Below are 17,361 nucleotides of genomic sequence, written 5' to 3'. Positions count from 1 at the left end.
AGGGAAAAAAAGGATTATGGACTTTCAACTCAAGACCCTCTCCGCCGCCCAGGCTGCCGCCGAAAAAGCCGATGTGCTCGTCGTGCTTGTGGGAGCCGGTTCCACCACCGCCAAGGACGCGCTTTCCGCGCTGATCGCCGAAGCCCGCAAGGCCGGCGACCTGCCTGACAAATCCGGCAAGTTGCTCACGCTGTACAGGCCCGCCGGGATCGCCGCGTCGCGCGTGGTGCTGGTGTCGTCGGGGGACGGGAAGCCCGCTTCGGTCCGCTCGGCGGTGGCTGCCGCGATCGGCGCCGCGAAGGGATCGAATCCCAAGCGGGTCGTGATCGCGGCGACGCAGCCGCTGGATGGCGCCGCGCTGGGCGGCGCCGTGATCGCGGTGGCCGATGCCAGCTACATGTACGGCACCACCAAGTCGAAGGCGGAATTGCGGTCGATCAAGCAAGTCGTGTTCGGTCTCCCGGATGTCGGCGGGTTGCGCCAGGCTTTCGACGAAGCGGCCGCGACCGTGGCCGGTATCGAGCTCGCCAAGGAATGGGCGAACCGGCCGGCCAACTACTGCACGCCGACCCTGCTGGCCGGTGCCGCTGAAGAACTCGCGAAGCTCCCGAACGTGAAATGCGAAGTGCTCGGGCCCAAGGAAGTCGCCAAGCTCGGCATGGGCGCGTTCTCGGCCGTGGCGCAGGGCTCGGCGGAGCCGCTGCGCTTCATCGTGCTGCGCTACCACGGCGCTTCGCGGCACCAGGCGCCTGTCGTGCTGGTCGGCAAGGGCATCACTTTCGACACCGGCGGCGTTTCGCTCAAGCCCGCAGCCGAAATGGACGAAATGAAGTTCGACATGTGCGGCGCGGCGAGCGTGCTCGGCGTGTTCCGTGCGCTGGGCGACATCCAGCCTGCGATCAACGTGATCGGCCTGGTACCGGCCTGCGAGAACATGAACGACGGGCGCGCGGTCAAGCCGGGCGACGTGGTGACGAGCATGAGCGGCCAGACCATCGAGGTCCTCAACACGGATGCGGAAGGCCGGCTGATCCTTTGCGATGCCCTGAGCTACGCCAAGCGCTTCGAGCCGTCGGCCGTCATCGATATTGCGACCCTCACCGGTGCCTGCGTGGTGGCGCTCGGTGGCGTTCGAAGCGGTCTCTTCTCGAGCAACGACGCATTGGCCACCGCCTTGACGACCGCTGGCGAGCAGTCGCAAGACCGTTGCTGGCGCATGCCGCTCGACGACGACTATGCCGAGGGCCTCAAGAGCAATTTCGCCGACGTGGCCAACATCGCGGGCCGCGCGGGCGGTGCGATCACCGCGGCCAAGTTCCTGCAGCGCTTCACCAGCGACTTCGCCTGGGCTCACCTGGACATCGCGGGGACGGCGTGGAAGAGCGGGGCGGCCAAGGGCGCAAGCGGGCGACCGGTCGGCCTGCTGCTCAACTACCTGCTGACCGAAAGCCGGACCGGCGGCGGCAAGTCGGCTTCGGACAAGGCCCCCAAGGCCCCCAAGGCCGCGCGAAAGGCCACCGGAAAGGCGCGCACCAAGTGACTGAGATCGACGGCCACTACAACATGCCGGACAAGGTGAGCTACGCCTGCCGTCTGCTGCGCAAGGCCGTCGGCGCGCACGGCGCACGTCTCGTGGTCATGGCCGATCAGGCGACGCTGGATGCGATCGACCAGTCCCTCTGGGCCCTGCAGCCGACCGAGTTCATCGCGCATTGCCGCAGCGGCGATGAAGCCCACGTCGTCGCGCGTTCACCTGTCGTGCTGGCGGAGAGTGGTACGACGTCGCTTCCGGACCGGCCGATCCTCGTCAACCTCGGCGCGGAGCTGCCCGCCAGGTTCGAGCGCTTCGAGCGACTGATCGACATCGTCGGCAGCGAAGACGCCGACAAGCAGGCCGGCCGGACGCGTTGGCGACACTACAAGGATCGCGGGTACGCGATCCGCACGTACCCCTACGGCGGAGGCTCGAACTGATGTCGACGCAACGCACGCCGCCGCGCTTCGTTCCGACGCTGACGACGGTGTTCGAGCAGTCGCAGGAGACGCCGCCGGTTTCGCCTGTGCTCACTGCGCCGTCGGAGACCCCGCAGATCGAACCCTTGCCCATGGCCACGGAGCCTTCAGAGGCGGTCGCGCTGAGCCCCGAGGCACGGCTTTCCGAGGCCGAGGCTTTCAGGCTCGAAGAGCAATTGCTGCACCGCGTTCTGCAGCGCGTGGACCTCTCGCTCGAGGAGCGGGTGAGCGATGCGGTGTCAGCCGCCGTTCAGCATCACCTGGACAAGATGATCCCTGCACTTCGCAAGGAAATCGAGGCGGTATTGCGTGATCTGGTGAGCGAATCGCTGGCCCGTGAACTAACGGAAAACCCCGGGTCTACGCCAACGTTTGGCCCTCGATCCTTGGGCTAAACTGCGCGCCAGGTCGGAGAGCGCGTGGGCGCCAAGCGACCGCGGCGCGATATTTGCTGAGTCGAAAGCGCCGGGATCGCAAGACCGGTTTTCAACTTCACTCAATCATGTTCTGGAGGTTCCCCATGCAATTGAAATGGACTGCGGTCGCACTGGCTGCTCTCGCGCTCGTGGCCTGTGGCAAGAAGGAAGAAGCTGCTGCACCCGCTGCAACTCCTGCTCCGACCGCAGCGGCGCCGGCACCGGCTGCGCCTCCGGCTGAAACGCTGGTCGTCAAGATCGGTCACGTTGCTCCGACCAGCGGCGCCATCGCGCACCTCGGCAAGGACAACGAGTTCGGCGCCCGCATGGCCATCGAGGACCTGAACGCCAAGGGCATCAAGATCGGCGACAAGGTCGCGAAGTTCGAACTGCTCGCCGAAGACGACGCAGCCGATCCGAAGCAAGGCACCGCAGTTGCACAGAAGCTGGTCGACAGCAAGGTCAACGGCGTTGTCGGCCACCTGAATTCCGGCACCACCATCCCGGCCTCCAAGCTGTACAGCGACGCGGGCATCCCGCAGATCTCGCCGTCGGCGACCAACCCCAAGTACACCCGGCAGGGCTTCAAGACCACCTTCCGCGTGGTGGCTGACGACACCCAGCTCGGCGGCACGCTCGGCAAGTACGCGGTCGAAAAGCTGAACGGCAAGAACATTGCCGTGATCGACGACCGCACCGCGTACGGCCAGGGCGTCGCAGAAGAATTCGAGAAGGCCGCCAAGGCCGCCGGCGCCAACATCGTCGGCCACGAGTTCACCACCGACAAGTCGACCGACTTCAACGCCATCCTGACGAAGCTCAAGGGCGCCAAGCCTGACATCCTGTTCTTCGGCGGCATGGACGCCGTGGGCGGCCCGATGCTCAAGCAGGTCAAGCAGCTCGGCATGAACGTCAAGTTCATGGGCGGCGACGGCCTGTGCACCGGCGAACTCGCCAAGCTCGCCGGCGATGCGATCGGCGAAGACATGGTCGTGTGCGCTGAAGCCGGTGGCGTGGAAGGCGACTTCAAGGCGCCGCTGGATGCCTGGAAGGCGAAGTTCAAGGAGAAGAACGGCGTCGAAGTGCAGATCTATGCACCGTACGTCTATGACGCCGTGAACGTGCTGGCTGCTGCCATGGAAAAGGCGGGCTCCTCCGATCCCGAGAAGTACCTGCCTGAAGTGAGCAAGATCGACTACAAGGGCCTGACCGGTCCGATCGCATTCGACGAGAAGGGCGACGTCAAGAACGGTGCGCTGACGCTCTACACCTACAAGGGCGGCCAGCGTACGCAGATCGCCGTGGTGCGCGGTGGTAGCTGATCGGCAAGCGCCGACCATGAAAAAGGGCCCTTCGGGGCCCTTTTTGTTTGTGCGCTCAGTTCACATGGCCGCTTCCTCGACCACCTTGCGCCCGTGGTCCCGCTGGATGGGGCGGTGGTTGTCGCGGAACAGCTTCTGGAAAGCCTGGATCTGCTGCCGAGACATTTCGATCGGCTGCTCCATGACGATCCAGTTCACCTCTTCGGAGCACGGCGGCGTGGTCAGCGATCCGGAATAGAGCAGGGCCTTGTGCGAGGTCGGCAGCAAAGTGGCGAGATCGACTTCGCCGTCATTCGGTGCTCCGTTTGCGGCGGGCAGTTGTCCCCACAGTTGGGCGAGCGCTTCGTTCTTCGCGCCTGGCTTGATGAACACGCCTACAACGGTGATCTTGCCGTCGACATCCTTGTTCACCAAGTGCATTTCCATCGGGAACGACTTGCCGTCGAGATGGTGTTCGCTCGGCGTGTGGAAATGGAATTGCGCCAGTGCATAGCTGCCGCCCTTGAACGCTACGCGGTTGGGCGCCGCATCGGCCACGTTGAACTGGATCGTGTGGCCGTTGTTGACGAGCTGACCCTTTGCCTTGCCGAGGTGCAGGGCGATGTCCTGGTCCGCGAGGCGCGTGGACTTGCGCGTGTGAAGCGCGATGGGGGATTGCTGAAAGCCCGCCTTGCACAGCCGGTTGTCCGGATCGAGTTCGGCCCATTGCGCGGGGCCGGTTCCGGCGTTGTAAGACCAGTGCGCGTGCTCGGCGGCATGGGCGACGAGGCTGAAGCCCAAGGCAAGTAGGGCTGCAATGGCAGGACGTTGAAAACGAGGCATGAGGTAACTCCCTTTTTTATGAGGTTTTTGAGAACGAGGTGTGGCCGCCGCCTTCAACAGGATCAACCGAAGAAAGAAGCCGCGGCAAACAAAAACGGCGCGACCCCTCGTGAGGGTCGCGCCGTGATTGAAACTTGACTATGTATTTGTGGCGGAGCAGGCGGGATTCGAACCCGCGGAGGGCTATTAACCCTCACACGCTTTCCAGGCGTGCGACTTAAACCGCTCATCCACCGCTCCGAAGCCTACGATTGTAGCAGTGCGTGGACCCATATCCTGGGTCAGGTCGTGCTCGATGTCTTGCCTGCTTGCACCATCCGCATCGCCGATGCGATGAGGGCGGCGGTCTCGTTCATGGTGCTCGGGACGATCAGCGTGGTCGTCGCGTCCGCAGCGACCTTGCCGTAGGCATCGACTGCACGTTCGGCCACCTTGAGCTGCACCGCCTGCTCGCCGCCAGGCTGGCGGATCGCGGCGGCGATGCGCTCGATCGCGCCGGCGGTGGCTTCGGCCACGGCGGTGATGGCGGCTGCCTCGCCTTGTGCGTTGTTGATTTGCGCCTGCTTCTGGCCTTCGGAGCGTGCGATGAAGGCCTCGCGCTCGCCCGTGGCGATGTTGATCTGCTCCTGGCGGCGGCCTTCGGAGGCGGCGATCAGCGCGCGCTTCTCGCGTTCCGCGGTGATCTGGCGCTGCATTGCATGCAGGATCTCGTTGGGCGGCGTGAGGTCCTTGATTTCATAGCGAAGCACCTTCACGCCCCAGTTGAGCGCCGCCTCGTCGATGGCGGAGACCACCTGGGCGTTGATGATGTCGCGCTCCTCGAAGGTCTTGTCCAGTTCGAGCTTGCCGATGACGCTGCGCAGCGTGGTCTGCGCGAGCTGCGTGATGGCCATGACGTAGTTCGACGAGCCGTAACTCGCGCGCATCGGGTCGGTCACCTGGAAGTACAGGATGCCATCCACCTGCAACTGCGTGTTGTCGCGCGTGATGCAGACCTGGCTGGGCACGTCGAGCGGAATTTCCTTCAGGCTGTGCCGGTACGCGACCCGGTCGATGAAAGGGACCAGGAAATTGGGCCCCGGCGACATGGTCCCGTGATAGCGGCCGAGCCGTTCGCGCACCCAGGCGTTCTGTTGCGGCACGAACTTGATCGACTGGGTGATGAAGAGGATGGCGATCCCCAGGATGACGAGGGGAACGAGGGCATATTCCATTGAGCGGATTCCTTCCTTTTCTTGATTCAGATCTTTTCGACGACGAGGCGGCTGCCGACCACTTCGACGACCTTGTGCTGCCCTGCGGTCGGGACGTCGCCGGCGCGCGCGACCGCGGTCCATTGCGTGCCGCGATAGCGCACGACGGCGGTGCCGTCCGCATTCCAGGCATCGACCTGTACGCGCTCGCCGATATCCATGTTCACGTCGGGATTGGCGGAGGTGGGCGGTCCCGGGGGACGCCGGCGGCGGATGGCGTGCCAGACGATCACCGCCGACACGCTGACCACGGCTGCGACGATGAACTGCGTGCCGAGCGAGGCGCCCAGGTGCGTCGACACCGCCGCGGCAGCGAAGCCTGCGCCGATGAGCAGCAGGTAGACCGTGCCGGTCCCGGAAATCAGCTCGAGCACGATGGCCGCCCCCGTCATGAGCCACCAGACGGTGGAACTTGCCATAGCCAATCCTCTCTGTGCGTTGAGACACGGCGATTGTGGCAAAGGCGAAAGACGCCATGGGCGTTCATCTGAATTCCGTACACTTCGCGCCTGTTTGCCAGCCCTACCGGAGCCACGCTCATGAAATTTCGTTTTCCGATCGTCATCATCGACGAGGACTTCCGCTCCGAGAACACCTCGGGGCTCAGCATTCGCGCACTGGCTCAGGCATTCGAGAACGAAGGCTTCGAGGTGCTGGGCGTCACGAGCTACGGCGACCTGAGCCAGTTCGCCCAGCAGCAGAGCCGCGCCAGCGCCTTCATCCTGTCGATCGACGACGAAGAGTTCTCGGTCGGCCCGGACCTGGATCCGGCCGTTCTCAACCTGCGCAACTTCATCGGCGAAGTGCGTCGCAAGAACGCCGACGTGCCGATCTACATCTACGGCGAGACCAAGACCTCGCGGCACATCCCGAACGACATCCTGCGCGAGTTGCACGGCTTCATCCACATGTTCGAGGACACGCCGGAGTTCGTGGCGCGCCACATCATCCGCGAGGCCAAGAGCTACCTGGAGGGCGTGCAGCCGCCGTTCTTCAAGGCGCTGATCGACTACGCGGAAGACGGTTCGTATTCATGGCACTGTCCCGGGCACTCGGGCGGCGTGGCTTTTCTGAAGAGCCCGGTCGGCCAGATGTTCCACCAGTTCTTCGGCGAGAACATGCTGCGCGCCGACGTGTGCAACGCGGTGGAGGAACTCGGCCAGTTGCTGGATCACACCGGGCCGGTGGCGGCCAGCGAGCGCAATGCGGCGCGCATCTTCAATGCCGATCACTGCTTCTTCGTGACCAACGGCACGAGCACCAGCAACAAGATGGTGTGGCACCACACGGTGGCGCCGGACGACGTGGTGGTGGTGGACCGCAACTGCCACAAATCGGTGCTGCACGCGATCATCATGACCGGCGCTATTCCCGTCTTCATGAAGCCGACGCGCAACCACTTCGGCATCATCGGCCCGATCCCCAAGAGCGAATTCGAGCCGACCGCGATCAAGGCGAAGATCCGCGCCAATCCGCTGCTCTCGCACGTCGACGCCGACAAGGTCAAGCCGCGCGTGATGACGCTCACGCAATCGACCTACGACGGCGTGATCTACAACACCGAGACGATCAAGGGCATGCTCGACGGCTACGTCGATACGCTGCACTTCGACGAGGCCTGGCTGCCGCATGCGGCCTTCCATCCGTTCTATGGCGCTTATCACGCGATGGGCAAGCGTCGCGTGCGGCCGAAGGAGTCGCTGGTGTTCGCGACCCAGTCCACGCACAAGCTGCTGGCCGGCATCAGCCAGGCCAGCCACGTGCTTGTGCAGGATTCGCAGAATCGGGCGCTCGACCGGGACCTGTTCAACGAGGCCTACCTGATGCACTCGTCGACCAGCCCGCAGTACGCGATCATCGCGAGCTGCGACGTGGCCGCGGCGATGATGGAGCCGCCCGGCGGCACCGCACTGGTGGAGGAAAGCATCCTCGAGGCGCTTGATTTCCGCCGCGCGATGCGCAAGGTCGAAGCCGAATTCGGCAAGGACGAGTGGTGGTTCAAGGTCTGGGGCCCCGAGAGGCTCGTGGAAGAGGGCATCGGCCGCGCCGACGACTGGATCATCAAGGGCGAATCGCGCACCGCGAAGTGGCACGGGTTTGGCGCGCTGGCCGACGGCTTCAACATGCTCGACCCGATCAAGTCGACCATCGTGACGCCCGGCCTGGACCTCAACGGCAAGTTCGCCAAGACCGGCATTCCGGCAGCGATCGTCACGAAGTTCCTCGCGGAGCACGGCGTGATCGTGGAGAAGACCGGCCTCTACAGCTTCTTCATCATGTTCACCATCGGCATCACCAAGGGCCGCTGGAACACGCTGCTCACGGCGCTGCAGCAGTTCAAGGACGACTACGCGCGCAACCAGCCGATGTGGCGGATCATGCCGGAGTTCTGCCAGCAGCATCCTGGCTACGAGCGTCTCGGGCTGCGCGACCTGTGTCACCACGTGCACGAACTCTATGCGCGCTACGACGTCGCGCGGCTGACCACCGAGATGTACCTGAGCGACCTGACGCCCGCCATGAAGCCCAGCGACGCCTTCGCCCACATCGCGCACCGCAAGACCGAGCGCGTGGAGATCGACGAACTGGAAGGCCGCATCACGACCAGCCTGATCACGCCGTATCCGCCCGGCATTCCGCTCCTGATCCCGGGCGAGGTGTTCAACAAGAAGATCGTCGACTACCTGAAATTCGCGCGCGAGTTCAACACGCAGTGCCCAGGCTTCGAGACCGACATCCACGGGCTGGTCGCGCGGATCGACGACTCTGGCAAGAAGCGCTACTACGCCGATTGCGTTCGCGCGGCCTGACCGGGCCTGTCGCCGCCGCATCCGTGCCGAGGCGGCGGCGCGAGGTCAGAAATCCATGTCCTCGCGCACGCGCAGGAAGCGCGCGAACCTCGGCACGCCGGACGGGTTCGTGCCGTTGTAGCGGTAGGTCACCCACGTGCCGACCGGAGGCGGGTTTTCGCGCTCCGCGTCGGTGAGGCCACCGCCAAGCTTGAATCGCTTGCCATTGGGCATCTCGACGAGCAGGGCGCCGAGGCGTCCGCCGTGCTTGCCGCGTCCGCCGATGTGTTCGACCACGCGCGCCTCGGCGTCGTCGTAGGCCTTGACCTTGAGGAGATCGTTGCTGCGCTCTGCGTGATAGTGCGATGCGCCACGGTGGAGCATCAGGCCTTCGCCGCCCAGCTTCATCGTCTTCTCGAGAAGAGCGTCGAGGTCTTCGGCCGTCGTTGCGCGCTGCTGCGGGACAGCGACGACCCAGGGGACGCTCGTGATGGGCAGCAGCTTGCGCAGGTACGCGAGCCGCGCGGTGAAGTCGCCGGGCTGGGCCGGCACATCGAAAACCATGAAGCGGATCTCGCGCCAGGCCGTGTCCGACGGCGGCTGGCTGCGGACCGTCGAGACGGTCTGGGAAAAGCGGCCCCGACCGGCCCAGAGCTCGCCATCGAGCGGCTCGGCGGGCAGCGCTTCGGTGAACCAGCGCGGCGCGGCGATGCGCTCGCCACTGCGTGTCCATAGCTGCTTGCCGTCCCAGTAGCCTCGGATGCCGTCGTACTTCTCGCTGACCCAGTAGTCGTCCAGCGCCACGCCGGGGTGGTAGACCTCGGCAAGCATGACCGGGGCCGGCACCTTCTGCGCAGGTTGCGCGGCCGCATCCGTGACGTGGGCAAGGCCGAAGGCCGCGCCGGCAGCCGCCAGCAGAAACCATCGGCGTGTAATGGCCATGAGCACGTCACGGCCCATACGAAAGGAAAAACTCACTGTCTACTCCCTGGCATCTCTAGGTATGCCAGGATTATCGTGCGCGATGTCCGCTGCTCAGGCGACCGGTTCGGCGATGCCGCCGACGACATGGCTGAAGCCGCCGTCGACATAGGTGATTTCGGCCGTCACGCCGCTGGCGAGGTCGCTGAGCAGGAACGCGGCGACGTTGCCCACTTCCTCGATCGTCACGTTGCGGCGGATCGGCGCCACCTCGGCCACGGCCGACAGGATCTTGCCAAAGCCCTTGATGCCGCTCGCGGCGAGCGTCTTGATGGGGCCGGCGCTGATGCCGTTGACGCGCATGCCTTTCGGCCCGAGCGATTCGGCCAGATAGCGCACCGAGGCTTCGAGCGACGCCTTGGCGAGGCCCATCGTGTTGTAGTTGGGCAGCGCGCGCACCGCGCCGAGGTAGGTCAGCGTGAGCAACGCGGACTTGTCGTTGAGGTAGGGCAGGGCGGCCTTGGCCATGGCCGGGAAGCTGTAGGCGCTAATGTCGTGCGCCACCTTGAAGGCATCGCGCGAGATGCCTTCGAGGAAGTCGCCCGCGATCGCCTCGCGCGGTGCAAAGCCGATGCTGTGGACGAAGCCGTCGAACTTGGGCCAGGTTTGTGACAGGTCCGCGAAAAGCTTGTCGATCTGCGCATCGTCGGAGACGTCGCAGTCGAAGACCAGCTTGGAGTCGAACTCGGCGGCGAATTCGGTGATGCGGTCCTTGAATCGCTCGCCCACGTAGCTGAACGCCAGTTCGGCGCCTTGCTCGTGGCAGGCCTTGGCGATGCCGTAGGCGATGGAGCGGTTGCTCAGAACGCCGGTGATCAGAAGTTTTTTACCGGAAAGAAAGCCCATGGGACGACCTCGTGAAAATCTTGGGCAGAATTCTCGCATGCGGCTTCTTTGGTGCTTGTGGTTGATGGCATGCGCGTTTCCCGCATGGGCTGCGCACGGCTATGCGATGTGGGACGATCTCAAGTACCCGGCGGGTTTTCCGCATTTCGACTACGTCAATCCCGATGCACCCAAGCGCGGCGAACTGCGGCTCGTCAGCAACCTGCGCTATTCCACCTTCGACAAGTACAACCCGTTCACGATCAAGGGTGCGCCGCCGGCCTACCTGGGCAGCCTGATGTTCGATTCGCTGCTGGCCGGGTCCATGGACGAGACCGCTTCCGGCTACGGGCTGCTGGCCGAAGACATCGTCGTATCTCCCGACCGCCTCAGCGCGACCTTCAGGCTGAGGCCGCAGGCGCGCTTCCACGACGGTACGCCAGTCGAGGCGGCGGACGTCAAGTACAGCTACGACACGCTGATCGGACCGTATGTCTCGCCGTCCTACAAGACGTTGCTGGAGGACGTCGAGAGCGCCGAGGTGATCGATGCCCACACCATTCGCTACAAGTTCAAGAAGCCCAATCGCGAACTGCCGCTGATCGTCGGCGGCCTGCCGGTCTTCAGCCGGCGATGGGGCATGGAGAACGGCAAGGCCAAGCCCTTCGACCAGGTCGTCATGGACATCCCGATCGGAAGCGGGCCCTACAAGATCGGGCCGGTGCGCTTCGGCAAGGACATCACCTACGTGCGCGACCCGAACTACTGGGCGCGCGATCTCGGCGTGCGGCGCGGAACCAACAACTTCGACCGCATCACGATCAAGATCTACAAGGACAACACCGCGCGCCTCGAAGCCCTGAAGGCGGGCGAGTTCGACATGATGAGCTTCTACTCGGCCGGCGACTGGGCGCGCCGGGTGACGGGCAAGCGCTTCGATTCCGGCGAACTGGTCAAGCGCGAATTCACCCACCGGCTGCCATCGGGATTCCAGAGCTACGTTCTGAACAGTCGTCGTGCGCAGCTGCAGGATCCGCGGGTGCGCGAGGCGCTGGGCCTCGCGCTGGACTACGAGTGGATGAACCGCCAGATGTTCTACAACGGCTATCCGCGTGTGCGGGACCTCTTCGGCAACACCGACTGCGCGGCCGAGGGCACGCCGTCGCCGGAGGAGCTCAAGCTGCTCGAGCGTTGGCGCGGCAAGGTGCCCGATGCGGTGTTCGGCCCGATGTACACGCCGCCCACGACCGATGGTCCGGAGCAGTCCCTGCGCAACAATCTGCGGCGCGCGCGTGAGCTGCTCAAGGAGGCAGGCTGGGAGTACCGCGACGGCGCGCTGCGCAATGCGAAGGGCGAGCCCATGGAGCTCGAGTACCTCGACAGCAAGGAAGGCGGCGTGCGGACCGTGTCGCCGTGGATGCGCAACCTGGAGAAGCTCGGCATCACGCTCAGGTTCGCCTCGGTCGATTTCGCGCTTTACCAGCAGCGGCTGGACAAGTTCGAGTTCGACATCACGACGATCAACTTCCCCGGCACGAACAACCCAGGCCAGCAACTGGCGGACATCTTCGGCAGCAAGGCCGCCAGGACGGAAAGCTCGGGCAACTACATGGGCGTGAGCAGCCAGGCGGTCGATGCGCTGGTGGCCGACATCGTGCGCGCCAAAACCAAGCAGGAGCTTCTGCCGGCCTGCCGCGCACTGGACCGGGTGATCATGCACAGCCACTACCTGATCCCGCAATGGACCCTGACGGCGCACCGCGTCGCCTATAACGCATGGCGGCTGGACTACAAGTCGCCGATGCCGCCCTACGCTTCGGCCGAAGATTGGATCATGACGACATGGTGGGCCCGCGAGGGCGACCGGAGGTAGACGCGGATGCTGGCCTATGTTCTGAAGCGGCTGCTGCTGTTCATCCCGACCCTGCTCGGCGTGCTGCTGGTCACCTTCCTGGTGATCCAGTTCGTTCCGGGCGGGCCGGTCGAGCAGTACCTGGCCGAGGCGAGGGCGAACGTGCGCGGTGGCGGCGTGGAATCCGGCGGCTCCAACTACCGCGGCGACCAGGGGGTCGATCCCAAGCGGCTCGCCGAAATCAAGGCGCTGTACGGCTTCGACAAGCCGGCGCACGAGCGGCTCTTCCAGATGCTCGGGCAATTTGCGCGCTTCGATCTCGGTCGCAGCTTTTTCCAGAACAAGGACGTATGGACACTGATCCTCGAAAAGCTCCCGGTGTCCATCAGCCTCGGGCTCTGGACCTTTCTGATCAGCTATGGCGTCGCGGTGCCGTTGGGCGTGGCGAAAGCGGTTCGCGCCGGCACGCGCTTCGACCTGGTCACGACGCTGCTGATCCTCGTGGGCTATGCGATTCCGGGCTTCGTGCTCGGCGTGGCGTTGCTGGTGGTTTTCGGCGGGCAGTTGCAGTGGTTCCCGCTGCGCGGCCTGACCTCCGCCAACTGGGACGAGATGAACTGGGGCGCGCGCATCGTCGACTACCTCTGGCACATCACGCTGCCGGTGACCGCGATGGTGCTGGGCAGCTTCGCGGTGACCTCGATGCTGACCAAGAACGCCTTCCTGGAGGAGATCCGCAAACAGTACGTCCTGACCGCACGGGCCAAGGGCCTGGGCGAGAGGCAGGTGCTCTGGAAGCACATCTTCCGCAATGCGCTGATCCCGATCGTGACCGGACTGCCGGCCGCGTTCATTGGGGCGTTCTTCGCCGGATCACTGCTGATCGAGACGCTGTTCTCGCTCGATGGCCTGGGCCTTCTGGGCTACGAAAGCGTGATCCGGCGCGACTATCCGGTGGTGCTCGGTACGCTTTACATCTTCACGTTGATCGGGCTCCTGACGAAGCTCATCTCCGATCTCTGCTACGTATGGGTCGATCCGAGGGTGAAGTTTGACTAGCGCGCCGCCCGCCCAGCCCGTGTCGCTGAGCCCGGGACGCCGCGCGTGGCTGCGCTTCAAGCGCAACCGTCTCGGCTTCTGGAGCCTGGTGATCTTCGTTGCGTTGGTGGTGCTGAGCCTCTTCGCGGAAGTGCTCTCGACCGACCGGCCCCTGGTCATGCGCTACGAGGGCAAGGTCTACTTCCCGGTGCTTCGCGACTATTCGGAGAAGACATTCGGTGGCGACTTCGAGACACCGGCCGACTATCTCGATCCCTTCATACGTGAACGCATCACGAAGGGCGGCAACTGGGCGATCTACGCGCCCAACACCTACGGGCCGAAGACGCTCAACTACTTTGCGAAGTCGCCGAGCCCGGCACCGCCGACGCGCGACAACTGGCTTGGCACCGACGATCGCGGGCGCGACCTGCTGGCGCAACTGATCTACGGCTTCCGGGTGAGCGTGCTGTTCGGCCTCGCGTTGACGGCGATCGGCACGGTGCTCGGTGTCGCCGCCGGCGCGGTGCAGGGCTACTTCGCGGGCAAGGTCGACCTCGCCTTCCAGCGCTTCATCGAAATCTGGGGTTCGATGCCCGAGTTGTATCTGCTGATCATCTTCAGCGCGGTGTTCGCGCCCAGCGTGGCGCTGCTGCTGATCCTGCTGAGCCTGTTCGGGTGGATGGGGCTGTCCGACTACGTGCGCGCGGAGTTCCTGCGCAACCGGCAGATGGACTACGTGCGCGCCGCACGCGCACTGGGGGTGGGCAACCTGCAGATCATGTGGCGGCACATCCTGCCGAACAGCATGACGCCGGTCGTCACCTTCCTGCCGTTCCGCATGAGCGCGGCCATCCTCGCGCTGACTTCGCTTGATTTCCTCGGACTCGGTGTGCCCCCGGGAACGCCATCGCTCGGCGAACTGCTGAACCAGGGCAAGGCCAACATCGATGCGTGGTGGATTTCGCTGTCCACCTTCGGCGTGCTCGTGATCACGCTGATGCTGCTCACCTTCATGGGCGACGCCTTGCGCGACGCCCTCGACCCCCGGAAGGCGGATCGATGAACCCATCGTTGCTCGAGGTGAAAGGCCTTCGTGTCGGCTTCGGCGGCAAGGAGGTCGTGCATGGCATCGACTTCCACATCGCCCAGGGCGAAAAGCTCGCGCTGGTCGGCGAGTCCGGTTCCGGCAAGACGGTGACGGCGCTGAGCCTGCTCCGGCTGGCGCAGAACGCCGACGTGACAGGCGTCGCCCACTTTGCGGGCGAGGAGGGCGGCGGTGCGCGCGATCTCCTCGCCCTGCCCGAATCGAAGCTCCGCGGCATCCGGGGCAAGGAGATCGCGATGATCTTCCAGGAGCCGATGACCGCGCTCAATGCGCTCTATTCCGTGGGAGACCAGATCGCCGAGGTGCTCGAACTGCATCAGGCCCTGTCGGCCAGGGCCGCGCACGAGGCGGCGGTGCAGTTGCTTGCGGACACCGGCATTCCCGAGCCGGCGCGACGGGCGAGGGCGTTTCCGCACCAGTTGTCGGGCGGCCAGCGCCAGCGCGCCATGATCGCCATGGCGCTGGCCTGCCAACCCCGGTTGCTGCTCGCGGACGAGCCGACCACAGCGCTCGACGTCACGGTACGTGCGCAGATCCTCGATCTCCTGACCGATCTGCAGCGCAAGTACGGCATGGCGGTGCTGCTCATCACGCATGACCTCAACCTCGTGCGCCGCTTCGCGGATCGCGTGGCGGTGATGGAGAACGGGCACATCGTCGAGCACGGCGCCGTGGCCGCCGTTTTCGATGCGCCGCGACATCCGTACACCCGCAAGCTGATCGACAGCCGCCCGCAGCGGGATGTGGCGCCCGTGACTGCGCACCAGGCCGAGCCGGTGCTGGCTGCGAAGTCGCTGCGCGTGATCTACCCCGTGCCGCGGCCCGGCTTCAAAGGCTGGTTCCGCAAGGGCGAATTCGTCGCGGTGCAAGGCGCCGACTTCAGCATCGCGCCCGGCGAGACGCTCGGGGTCGTCGGCGAATCCGGCTCGGGCAAGTCCACGCTGGCGCTCGCAGCACTGGGCCTGCTCGAGCATCAGGGCGAGCTCGACGTCGCCGGCCGGCGCTGGAACGCCGGCGGCGCCAGCGACCGCGCATTGCGGCGAGTGATGCAGGTCGTCTTCCAGGACCCGTTTTCGTCGCTGTCGCCCCGGATGACGGTGGAGCAACTCGTGGGCGAGGGCTTGACGGTGCACGCGCCGGAACTCGACACCGCCGCCCGTCGAGCACGCTCGCTCGATGTGCTGGCCCAGGTCGGCCTGACGGAGGCGCTGTTCCCGGCGCTGCTGGACCGCTATCCGCACGAGTTCTCGGGCGGCCAGCGCCAGCGGCTCGCGGTGGCGCGAGCGCTGATCGTCGATCCGAAGCTGCTGGTGCTCGACGAGCCCACGAGCGCGCTGGACGTGACCATCCAGAAGCAGGTGCTCGGGCTGCTGCAGCGCCTGCAGCGCGAACGGGGCCTGAGCTACCTGCTGATCACCCATGACGTGGAGGTGATCCGGGCCATGGCGCACCAGGTCATCGTGATGAAGGACGGCGCGATCCTCGAATCCGGCCTGGTCGGGCAGGTGCTCGACGCACCTGGGCATCCCTACACGCAGAAGCTGGTCGCCGCGGCCCTGGCCGACTAGGCGCATCTGGAGCACGAATGTCGCTGATCAGTGATGACAGGCGCGACGCCTGGCGCGCAGCGCTGGCGTGCATGGTGGCCCTCGCCGTCGCCATGGGGCTGGGGCGCTTTGCATTCACGCCGATGCTTCCGGTCATGCTCCATGAAGGCAAGCTCGACCTGCAGGCGGGCGGCCTGCTCGCATCGCTGAACTATCTCGGCTACTTCCTGGGTGCGCTCAGCTGTGCAGCCATTCGTGTCCGGCCGGCCAGCATGGTGCGTGGTGGACTTGTTGCGACGGCTGCACTGCTGCTCGGGATGGGACTTCTGCAGGGCTTCGTTGCATGGAGCATCTTGCGGACCGCGGCAGGGGTCATGAGCGCGTGGACCTTCGTCTTCGCATCTGGTTGGGGATTGCGGCGGCTCGCAGAAACCGGCGTACCGGCGCTGGGCGGCGTCATCTACGCCGGGCCGGGGATCGGCATCGCCGTGACCGGCCTGCTGGGTGGCGCGGTGGGGCGCTGGGGATCCGAAGCCGGATGGATCGGGCTCGGCCTGATGGCGCTCGTGCTGGTCGCCGCCGCCTGGTTCGTTTTCGGCGACGGCGCGCAAGCGCATGCAGCCGCGACAACCGCGCCCGTTGCCGGTTCGGCGCCGGCCAAGGCGACCGCCCTGCGAAGCGACGCACGCTGGCTGGTTGGGCTGTACGGGCTCGCCGGATTCGGCTACATCATCACCGCGACCTTTCTGCCGGTGATCGCTCGCCATGCGCTCCCGGGATCGCCGTGGCCCGACCTGTTCTGGCCGCTTTTCGGGCTGGCGGTCGTCCCGGGTGCCCTGATCGGTGCGCGCGCGCCCCTCCACTGGGACAACCGGCTCCTGCTGGCCGTCGCGTACCTGCTTCAGGCCCTTGGGGTGGTGCTTTCCGTGGTCTGGCCCACGATCGCCGGTTTCGCGCTGGGGAGCCTGCTGCTGGGCATGCCGTTCACGGCCATTACCTTTTTTGCGATGCGGGATGCGCGCCGCCTGCGCGGCAATTCATCTTCCGGATTGATCGGGTACGCAACGGCGTCGTATGGAGTGGGGCAGATCCTCGGGCCTTTGTTTGCCGCGCCGCTGGCCCAGCGCACCGGATCGTTCACGATGCCTTTGCTCGTTGCAGCGGCAGTTTTGACTGTTGGCGCGATGCTTTTTGCATGCGTGTGGTGGCAATCCCGTTCTTCGAGCACATCCGCTGGCGGATAGAAATTGCTATTACGTAACGCATTTGGCATATAATTCGACTCTCACGACCAAACGGGCGGGTACCAACCGCCCGTTTTTTATTGGTCGATGCATTTTTGGTGCGGCTCATGCGGGACGGGCGGCGCCGACAGGGCAGCAAACATTTCAAGGG

15 protein-coding genes and 1 tRNA gene are annotated in these 17,361 nt (G+C 65.2%); 10 read left to right on the top strand and 6 right to left on the bottom strand.

The window, feature by feature from the left end:
• Window positions 1-16: 16 nt before the first annotated feature.
• The 4 genes from BLW05_RS01795 to BLW05_RS01780 all read left to right on the top strand — a co-directional run bounded on the left by BLW05_RS01795 (window position 17) and on the right by BLW05_RS01780 (window position 3,751).
• Entirely contained in the window at window positions 17-1,540 is a 1,524-nt protein-coding gene (locus tag BLW05_RS01795) for a leucyl aminopeptidase (protein ID WP_093158934.1), read from the top strand.
• The gene (locus BLW05_RS01790) at window positions 1,537-1,974 is read left to right on the top strand and encodes a DNA polymerase III subunit chi (protein ID WP_093158932.1); all 438 of its coding nucleotides are present in this window, start codon (window positions 1,537-1,539) and stop codon (window positions 1,972-1,974) included. Before BLW05_RS01795 ends, BLW05_RS01790 begins: the two co-directional genes overlap by 4 nt.
• Complete coding sequence (locus BLW05_RS01785) at window positions 1,974-2,408, top strand: hypothetical protein (protein ID WP_256329958.1); 435 nt, start codon at window positions 1,974-1,976, stop codon at window positions 2,406-2,408. The genes BLW05_RS01790 and BLW05_RS01785 overlap by 1 nt, the downstream gene beginning before the upstream one ends.
• A 125-nt stretch (window positions 2,409-2,533) precedes the next feature.
• Entirely contained in the window at window positions 2,534-3,751 is a 1,218-nt protein-coding gene (locus BLW05_RS01780; RefSeq protein WP_093158929.1) for a branched-chain amino acid ABC transporter substrate-binding protein, read from the top strand.
• Window positions 3,752-3,811: 60 nt separating this feature from the next.
• On the opposite strand, the gene BLW05_RS01775 is transcribed toward BLW05_RS01780, so the two are convergent.
• From BLW05_RS01775 to BLW05_RS01760, 4 genes are all read right to left on the bottom strand, one after another.
• Complete coding sequence (locus tag BLW05_RS01775) at window positions 3,812-4,639, bottom strand: carbonic anhydrase (RefSeq protein WP_143044757.1); 828 nt, start codon at window positions 4,637-4,639, stop codon at window positions 3,812-3,814.
• 83 nt (window positions 4,640-4,722) lie between these two features.
• Window positions 4,723-4,813, bottom strand: a tRNA-Ser gene (locus BLW05_RS01770).
• 41 nt (window positions 4,814-4,854) lie between these two features.
• Entirely contained in the window at window positions 4,855-5,787 is a 933-nt protein-coding gene (locus BLW05_RS01765; protein ID WP_093158924.1) for an SPFH domain-containing protein, read from the bottom strand.
• A gap of 26 nt (window positions 5,788-5,813) precedes the next feature.
• Entirely contained in the window at window positions 5,814-6,245 is a 432-nt protein-coding gene (locus tag BLW05_RS01760) for an NfeD family protein (RefSeq protein WP_093158921.1), read from the bottom strand.
• A 120-nt stretch (window positions 6,246-6,365) separates the two neighbouring features.
• Here BLW05_RS01760 and BLW05_RS01755 point away from each other — a divergent pair, with 120 nt between their 5' ends.
• The gene (locus BLW05_RS01755; RefSeq protein ID WP_093158919.1) at window positions 6,366-8,636 is read left to right on the top strand and encodes an arginine/lysine/ornithine decarboxylase; all 2,271 of its coding nucleotides are present in this window, start codon (window positions 6,366-6,368) and stop codon (window positions 8,634-8,636) included.
• Window positions 8,637-8,681: 45 nt separating this feature from the next.
• Here BLW05_RS01755 and BLW05_RS01750 read toward each other — a convergent pair whose 3' ends face one another.
• The gene (locus BLW05_RS01750; protein ID WP_093160378.1) at window positions 8,682-9,557 is read right to left on the bottom strand and encodes a DNA ligase; all 876 of its coding nucleotides are present in this window, start codon (window positions 9,555-9,557) and stop codon (window positions 8,682-8,684) included.
• 93 nt (window positions 9,558-9,650) lie between these two features.
• A complete protein-coding gene (gene fabI, locus BLW05_RS01745) occupies window positions 9,651-10,442 on the bottom strand; it encodes an enoyl-ACP reductase FabI (RefSeq protein WP_093158916.1) in 792 nt (263 codons plus the stop codon).
• Between the two features lie 37 nt (window positions 10,443-10,479).
• Here fabI and BLW05_RS01740 point away from each other — a divergent pair, with 37 nt between their 5' ends.
• The 5 genes from BLW05_RS01740 to BLW05_RS01720 are packed head-to-tail and all read left to right on the top strand — an operon-like array spanning window position 10,480 to window position 17,210.
• Window positions 10,480-12,294: an extracellular solute-binding protein gene (locus BLW05_RS01740; protein WP_093158914.1), complete on the top strand. Its 1,815-nt coding sequence runs from the start codon at window positions 10,480-10,482 to the stop codon at window positions 12,292-12,294.
• A gap of 6 nt (window positions 12,295-12,300) precedes the next feature.
• Window positions 12,301-13,332 (top strand): microcin C ABC transporter permease YejB, encoded by a 1,032-nt coding sequence (locus tag BLW05_RS01735; RefSeq protein WP_093158911.1) that lies wholly within the window; start codon window positions 12,301-12,303, stop codon window positions 13,330-13,332.
• Window positions 13,325-14,377 (top strand): ABC transporter permease, encoded by a 1,053-nt coding sequence (locus BLW05_RS01730; protein WP_093158909.1) that lies wholly within the window; start codon window positions 13,325-13,327, stop codon window positions 14,375-14,377. Before BLW05_RS01735 ends, BLW05_RS01730 begins: the two co-directional genes overlap by 8 nt.
• Window positions 14,374-15,987 (top strand): ABC transporter ATP-binding protein, encoded by a 1,614-nt coding sequence (locus BLW05_RS01725; protein WP_093158906.1) that lies wholly within the window; start codon window positions 14,374-14,376, stop codon window positions 15,985-15,987. The genes BLW05_RS01730 and BLW05_RS01725 overlap by 4 nt, the downstream gene beginning before the upstream one ends.
• A 17-nt stretch (window positions 15,988-16,004) precedes the next feature.
• Window positions 16,005-17,210, top strand: a complete 1,206-nt coding sequence (locus BLW05_RS01720) for a YbfB/YjiJ family MFS transporter (RefSeq protein ID WP_093158903.1) — start codon at window positions 16,005-16,007, stop codon at window positions 17,208-17,210.
• Window positions 17,211-17,361 lie beyond the last annotated feature (151 nt).

Source organism: Variovorax sp. YR216 (genome assembly GCF_900107745.1).
Taxonomy (GTDB): Bacteria; Pseudomonadota; Gammaproteobacteria; order Burkholderiales; family Burkholderiaceae_C; genus Variovorax.
The sequence above is the reverse complement of the archived record's forward strand: the minus strand, read 5'-3'. Positions and strand labels throughout refer to the sequence as shown.